A 559-nucleotide genomic window follows, 5' to 3' on the forward strand; every position below is an offset into this window, starting at 1 on the left:
ACCGTGGTGGCGTTGCGTTCGAACGTGGAGCGGGTCGCTCGGATCACCTCGAACTGCGCTGCCGGGACGGTGCGGTCGTCCGCGTGCTGTTTGCCATCGACGCGTGCGACCGTGAGATCATCGCGTGGTCGGCGACCACGACGGGCGTCTCGGCCGAGATGGTCTGCAACCTGATGATCGCCTGCTGCGAGCGCCGGTTCGGCGCGACGAAGACCCCGCACCCGGTCGAGTGGCTGTCCGACAACGGCTCCGCCTACATCGCCAAGGAGACAGCGCAGACGGCCGCCGCGCTCGGCCTGCGGCTGCTGTTCACCCCGGTGCGTTCGCCGCAGAGCAACGGCATCGCGGAGGCGTTCGTGAAGACGCTCAAGCGCGACTATGCCCGCCTTGCCATCTTGGTCGACGCCGAGACCGTGATGCGGCTTCTGCCGGCTTGGTTCGAGGACTACAACACCATCCACCCGCACTCCGGCCTGCGCATGCTCTCGCCCCGAGAGTACCTCAGCCGGACTGCCTAAACCCGCCCCGCTGCCTGTCCGGTCAAACAGGGTGCACTCCA

The 559-nt window shown here is 67.6% G+C and carries 1 pseudogene; it reads left to right on the forward strand.

The features are described from left to right. Nucleotides 1–518: pseudogene (locus tag ACLBX8_RS31600) on the forward strand (DDE-type integrase/transposase/recombinase); the annotation flags it as partial. Between the last annotated feature and the right edge of the window lie 41 nt (nucleotides 519–559).

This window comes from Methylobacterium sp. D48H, from assembly GCF_053345715.1.